Source organism: Streptomyces sp. NPDC056347, assembly GCF_042262625.1.
GTDB lineage: Bacteria > Actinomycetota > Actinomycetes > Streptomycetales > Streptomycetaceae > Streptomyces.
This window is the reverse complement of sequence record NZ_JBHJQP010000043.1, coordinates 41748-48141: the sequence shown is the minus strand read 5'-3', so window position 1 is coordinate 48141 and position 6394 is coordinate 41748. Positions and strand designations below refer to the sequence as shown.

At 71.8% G+C, this 6394-nt stretch carries 6 protein-coding genes; 4 read left to right on the top strand and 2 right to left on the bottom strand.

Annotated elements, in window-relative coordinates; genetic code table 11:
• Positions 1 to 5: 5 nt before the first annotated feature.
• Positions 6 to 746: a 3-oxoacyl-ACP reductase family protein gene (locus ACFCV8_RS13025; RefSeq protein ID WP_376685378.1), complete on the bottom strand. Its 741-nt coding sequence runs from the start codon at positions 744 to 746 to the stop codon at positions 6 to 8.
• 474 nt (positions 747 to 1220) lie between these two features.
• On the opposite strand from ACFCV8_RS13025, the gene ACFCV8_RS13020 reads away from it, so the two are divergent.
• From ACFCV8_RS13020 to ACFCV8_RS13010, 3 genes are all read left to right on the top strand, one after another.
• Positions 1221 to 1868, top strand: a complete 648-nt coding sequence (locus tag ACFCV8_RS13020) for a class I SAM-dependent methyltransferase (RefSeq protein ID WP_376685377.1) — start codon at positions 1221 to 1223, stop codon at positions 1866 to 1868.
• A 203-nt stretch (positions 1869 to 2071) separates the two neighbouring features.
• The gene (locus ACFCV8_RS13015) at positions 2072 to 2449 is read left to right on the top strand and encodes a hypothetical protein (RefSeq protein WP_376685376.1); all 378 of its coding nucleotides are present in this window, start codon (positions 2072 to 2074) and stop codon (positions 2447 to 2449) included.
• 353 nt (positions 2450 to 2802) lie between these two features.
• Positions 2803 to 3777, top strand: a complete 975-nt coding sequence (locus ACFCV8_RS13010; RefSeq protein WP_376685375.1) for a LuxR C-terminal-related transcriptional regulator — start codon at positions 2803 to 2805, stop codon at positions 3775 to 3777.
• Between the two features lie 121 nt (positions 3778 to 3898).
• Here ACFCV8_RS13010 and ACFCV8_RS13005 read toward each other — a convergent pair whose 3' ends face one another.
• Entirely contained in the window at positions 3899 to 5119 is a 1221-nt protein-coding gene (locus ACFCV8_RS13005; RefSeq protein ID WP_376685374.1) for a hypothetical protein, read from the bottom strand.
• 472 nt (positions 5120 to 5591) lie between these two features.
• On the opposite strand from ACFCV8_RS13005, the gene ACFCV8_RS13000 reads away from it, so the two are divergent.
• On the top strand, positions 5592 to 6380 hold the full coding sequence (locus tag ACFCV8_RS13000) for an SAM-dependent methyltransferase (RefSeq protein WP_376685373.1): 789 nt from the start codon (positions 5592 to 5594) through the stop codon (positions 6378 to 6380).
• The last annotated feature ends 14 nt before the right edge of the window (positions 6381 to 6394 follow it).

The following is a 6394-nucleotide window of genomic DNA, read 5'->3' as shown; positions in this document are numbered from 1 at the left end:
CGCCGTCAGGCGGTGAAGCCGCCGTCGACGTGGAGGCAGGCCCCGGTGACGTAGGCGCCGTCCGGGCTCGCCAGATGGGCGACGGTGGCCGCGATCTCGGAGGCCTCCGCGTAACGGCCCAGCGCGGTCAGGCCCGCGATCGCCCGGGCGCCGGGCCCGTCGGCGGGGTTGGCGTCGGTGTCGGTGGGGCCGGGATGCACCAGATTGACGGTGATCCCGCGCGGGCCCAGTTCCCGGGCCAGCCCCCGGGTCATCCCCGCCAGGGCCGTCTTGCTCATCGAGTACAGCGCCAGCCCCGGGAAGGGGGCGCGGTCGGCGACGTTGCTGCCGATGCTGATGATGCGGCCGCCCGGGCCCATGTGCCGGGCGGCGGCCTGGGACGCGGTGAACGGTGCCCGGACGTTCACCGCCAGGGTGCGGTCGATCTCCGCCGGGCCCCAGTCCTCCAGGGGGCCGACGAGGAAGACCGCGGCGTTGTTGACCAGGACGTCCAGCCTGCCGAACGTCGCGGCCGCCTCGTCCACCGCGGCGGCCGGAGCCCCGGGCGCGGCGCTGTCGGCCCGCAGGGCCAGGGCCCGGCGCCCCGCGGCCCTGATCCGCTCGACCACGCCCTCGGCGCGTTCCGTGTTGTTCTCGTAGGTCAGGACGATGTCGGCGCCCTCCTCGGCCAGTCGCAGTGCCACCGCGGCACCGATACCCCGGCTGCCGCCCGTGACGAGGGCGACGTTTCCTTCAAGTCGGTTCATGGCACCGAGCTTTGCTGGTGCGGCGGAAGGGCGCTGGCGGGAATCCGACCCGGAATTCGGCACGTGGTGCTGCGGCGTCCGCCGTGGAAACCCGCCAGCCGCTCCGAGGGTGCGCGTGTCCGTGAACGCGGGAACGAGACCGACCGCCGTCACACTCGACTGCCCCGGCCCGCAGTCCCCGGCGGCCTTCTGCCAGCAGGCCACCGGCTTCGAGCCGCACCCGAAGCCGGACCCCGCCTTCGCGGGCCTCACCCGTGCGGACGGGCTCTTCACCGGCTTCCAGCGGGACGACGGCCGCCGGGCCCCGCGCCACCACGCGAACGGGGGCGGCGGCCACCCGGGCGACAGGCACAGGCCGAATTCCCTTCGAGGGAACGAGCCACGCCGCACGGGGAGTTGGGAACCTTCTCGGTACGCCCCGGCCGGCCCCGGACCACGGCCGGCTGAACCACGGAAGGAGGACAGTCCACGGCCATGGAGAAGGAACCGGGCACCGACGACTGGCTCCAGAACACCCGCACCTCGTACGACACCGTCGCCGAGAGCTACGCGGACCGCACCCGCCACCTCCTGGACGAAACCCCCGAGGAACGCGGCGCCCTGGCCCGCTTCGCCGGCCTGGTGCGCGCCCGGGGCGGCGGACCGGTCGCGGACGTGGGCTGCGGAACGGGCAGGATCACCGCCCACCTGAACCGGCTGGGAACGGACGCCTTCGGCATCGACCTGTCGCCCGGCATGATCGAGACGGCCCGGCACGAGCACCCCGGACTCCGGTTCGACACCGGCTCCATGACGGACCTCGCCCTCCCCGACGCCTCGGTGACCGGCCTGATCGCCTGGTACACACTGATCCACGTGCCCGACCACGAGATCGGTCCGGTCCTCGCGCACTTCCGGCGCGTCCTGAGGCCCGGCGGCCCGCTGCTGCTCGGCTTCCATGTCGGCGACGGGGTACGGCTGAAGACCGAGGGCTACGGCCACCCCATGAACGTCCGCGTCCACCGCCGCAGCCACGACCGGATGTCCGCATGGCTCGACGAGGCGGGCTTCACCGTCCGGTCGCGCACCACCCTCACCTCCGCCGAGAGCAGGCTCGGCGGCATCGTCCTGGCGCACCGGTGAAACGCGCCGCGGCCCGAACGGCCGCCGCACGGCGTGAACCGGTCTTCTTCGCCCGGTCCGATCGCCCGGGTCTCGTCCGGTTCGGCCTCGCTTGTCCGCGCGTTATCCGGCCAGCCTTTTGATTGAAGTCTTGATTGCCCGGGGGGCAGGGGTGAGGCTTGGCCGCGGCTGGACGGATCACCCGACCTTTGTGAGGAGAAGGCATGCGCATCCAGGGTCTGAAGAGGGCCGCGGCCGGTGTCGCGGTCATGTCCGCGGCGTTGCTGGCCGGAGTCGTGCCGGGAACGGCATCGGCATCCTCCGGTCCGGCCACCGGGACGGATCCGTCGCAGTGCGCCGTCGCGGGCAACATCTGCGTCTGGGAAGGCGCCCTCACCGGCCGGTGGGCCCTCTACGAGGACATCGGCACCGCGTGCGTGACCGCGCCGTTCGGCGTACTGGCCACCGTGAACATGACGGACCGACGGGTGGAGTTCTACCGCGACGGCGACTGCACGGGCACCTCCGCCCACAGCGAGCCCTCCCTGGGCCTGCACTCCTGGAAGAGCGTCGGCGCCCTGTACAGCTTCCGGGCCGTCTGACACGGCCGCCGCCGGGCCCGAGAGCACCTCGGCCCGGCGGCCCGCACCTTTCACCGGCACCACCCCACCGACCCCGCCCGGCGAAACGCCCCACGGCCTTCCCCACTCACCGCCCGCGGACCAGGTGACCGGATACCCCCACTGCCGACGGCCGCAGACCGGCCGCAGGCACATCCGCCCCCCCCCACAGGTGCCCGTACGGGTGCTCTCACCCGCACCGCACGTCGCGCCGCACGCACCCGGGCCCGCAGGACCGGCCCGGTGTCCGGCCGGCGATCTCTGACGGAACGACAGCCCCCGCAGGGGTGGGGCCGGTCGGCGGCGCCGCGCGGCGCCGCCGGGTTTGGGGGAACATGCGCACGCTGCGCCCGTTGCAGGATCTCGGCCTGTCCGCGAGAGCGGAGACCGTCTATCTCGCGCTCGTGGAACGGGGGCCGCAGACCCCGGCCGAGCTCACCGGCCGGCCGGAGCTGGCCGGGGTGCCGCTCGACGGCCTCAAGGACGCCGCCGCCGAGCTGGGCGACATCGGTCTGGTGTCCCGTACGGGCGGCAGGCTGACCGCCCAGCCGCCCCGCGCGGTGCTGGAGGCGGTCGCCGAGCGGCGCGCGCGCCAGGCCAGGGCCGCCTACGAGAGCGCCACGGCCCTGTCGCAGTACTGGCTCGACCACACCGCCGGGGCGAGCTACGTGGAGGTCGTCGACACCTCCGAGCGGCGCGGGGAGGTGCAGTCGTGGGTGCACAACGGGGCCGTGTCCCAGGTGCGCGCGCTGTCGATCGGGCCGGTGGGCGGGGGCGACCGGATGCCGGAGGTCGGCCCCGGCACCCTGGACGCGCTGGCCCGCGGGGTCGCCTACCGGGTGGTGTACAGCGCCAACATCCTGCAGGACCCCAAGGCGCTGGACGTGGCGCACGAGTGCGTGGCCCGGGGGGAGCAGGCCCGGGTCTTCCCCGACGTCGCGCTGAACGTCCTGGTCTGCGACGACCGTTTCGCCGTGGTCTCCGTCGCCGCCCCCAACCGTACGGGGCACCACAGCGTCGTCGTGCAGCCGTCGGGGCTCCTGGACGGGCTGACCGGCGTCTTCGAGTCGTACTGGCAGCTCGCCGTTCCGCTCCCGCCGGCCGGGGAGACCGTCAAGAGCGAGGCGGCCCCCGAGGGGCGGCAGCTGCTGAGCTATCTCAGCGCCGGGCTGACCGACGAGTCGATCGCCCGTGAGCTGGGGGTGAGCGAGCGCACCGTCGCCCGGCGCATCGCCCGCCTCCAGGAGATGCTCGGAGCCAAGACCCGCTTCCAGCTCGGCATCCAGGCCAGCCGCCGCGGCTGGCTGTGACCCCGGGCGGCAGGACAGGACGCGTGGACGCGGGTGCGCGCGGGGCGGGCCGGTGCGTGATCCGGCCCGCCCGCGCGGGTCCGCGGCCGGGGCGTTCAGCGCCCGCGCGCGGAGGGTGCCGCTACTTGCTGTCCGGCTTGACCAGGTCGGGCAGCTTGGCCTCGAAGAGCTTGTCGAACGTGAGGGCGGGCAGTATGTGCCCCTGGTTCGGTGCCTCGTTGGCTATGCTCGCGCCCCAGCTCGACGTGTTGAAACGCTGGTTGGGCGTGCCGTGGTGGCCGGAGCTGGTGAAGCTGCAGTCGCCGACCTGGTAGAACGACTTCTCGGACTTCAGGACGCGGGCGGCGTTCAGCGACTCGCCGCGGGAGTGTGTCAGGTAGTACGTGCCGAACGCGTCCGCCATGAGCTCGGTGCGGCGGGTGGCCTCCGGGCCGGTCAGGTCGCTCTCGAAGAGGTTCTTCTGGTACTGGACGTGGTGGCCGAACTCGTGGCCCAGGATGCCGCGCGGCGCGACGTCGCCCAGGTTCACCTTGTACATGCCCTGCAGGATGCCGTCGCCCATGATGATCCGGTCCGTGACGCCGAGCGGCGCCGGGTCGTCCTTCTCGCTGTAGGCGAAGGCGTTGAACGTGAAGATCGGGTTGGCGCCGCCCTGGAGGGACGGCTCGGAGTCGACCAGTTCGATGAGCATGTCGGCCAGGTCGAGGTTCTCTTCAGGTGTGCCGCCGTACAGCACGGAGAGCGTACGCGAGAGGCGGTCGGAGCTGGTGAAGACGTCCGCGCCGTGCATGGGGATCAGCTCGATGTTCGCCGAGTCGATGTCCCAGAAGCGCTTGAGGTTCTTCATCTCGGAGTTGAGCTGCTGGGTGTACTGGCCGTTGACGCCGAACGTGTTCGACGACGACTCCTTGCCGTAGATCAGCGCGTCGTAGGTGGGCATGTCGAACCCGCCGAAGAGCGAGAGGATGAAGATGTTCCACGGGTCCTGGACGTCGTCGAGGAGCGCGTTGGCGTACTGCGACAGCTCGGTCGTCTGGCACTGGTAGTCGCCCGGGTTGATCGCGCTGTCGCGGATCTCCTGCCACTGTCCGCCCTGCAGGCCGTACTTGACCTTCGCGGCGTCGAGACGGGCCTGCCAGTCGGCGGGCAGCTTCGCCAGGATCCGGTCGACGACGGCCTGGTGCTGCGGGTCCATGGAGGAGGTGTCGAGGGAGGACTGCGACGAGGGGCCCGCCGCAGCCGTGACACCGGCCGTGTCAGCGGCGTGCGCGGGAAGCGTCATGCCAAAGCCGCAGGTCGCGGCGATGACCAGGCTCGCTGCCACGGACAGGGTCTTCTTCACGGGGTCTCCTTTCGAGGGCGCCCGGACGAGGCACCCAAGGGCGACGCCCAGTCTGTAAGTCCGACTACCGGATCAAGAACAGTCGGTCACTGTCCGAAACCGGCATGTCTGGAACCTGACAACCTTGCAGGTGGTGCCGCCGCCCGGCGCCGCCTCGCCGCGGCCCGACGCGCCGCCGGGAGCCGCAGGAGGCAGGCGTACGATTCGGCCACACGGAGAATGAACTGCGAGAATCTCGCAACGACTTCGGCTACGGCTACGACATCACCGCACAAGAAGGCCTGCCCGTACTCACACAGATGCGTGACATGCACGGACCCGGCTCCTGCGCCGGACGGACCGGACGGGGTGACCCCCGGGCCCGCCAGGAACCGGACCTCCGCATCGGCACCCTTTGGCGCGGTGCTGTTCAGCCACCCCGGTCATCGGGCCGGACCCGACCGCAGCACACACGACACGAAGCGAGGCGCATATGAACCCCAACTCCGAGCTCGAGGCCCGGATACGCAGCGGCGTACCGCACTCGGCCCGTGTGTGGAACTACTGGATCGGGGGCAAGGACCACTACCCCGTCGACCAGGAGCTGGGGGACCAGGTCATCGCCACCTACCCGCAGACCCGGGAACTCGCCCTGGCGTCGCGCGCCTTCCAGGCCCGCGCGGTCCGCTACCTGGCCGGTGAGGCGGGAATCTCCCAGTTCCTCGACATCGGAACCGGCCTCCCCGTCCAGAACAGCACCCACGAAGTCGCCCAGACCGTACGGCCCACGGCACGCATCGTCTACGTCGACAACGACCCCCTGGTCCTGGCCCACGCCCGCGCCCTCCTGACGAGCGCACCGGACGGCATGACGAACTACGTGCACGCCGACCTGCGCGATGCCGAACAGGTGCTCCAGGAAGCCGCGGAGACCCTGGACATGACACAGCCGGTGGCCGTCATGGTGCTCTCCACCCTGGGACACGTCGAACCGCAGGCCGGCATCGATCTCATGCGCCGGTACATGGCCGGAACCCCTGAGGGCAGCCACCTCGTGCTCTGCGACACGATCGCCACCCCGCAGACACTGGCCGCGCAGGAGGCGTACGCCTCAGGAGACACCCCGGCCTACCTGGTACGCCGGCCCGAGGAGATCCTCGCGAGCGCCGACGGGATGGAGCTGGTGGAGCCGGGGTTCGGGTCCATCTCGCTGTGGCGTCCCGAGCCGGGTGAAGCGGGCGCCGAGCCCGTCGACCAGTGGGGATTCGTCGCCCGGAAGTGAAACGCGGCGCCCGC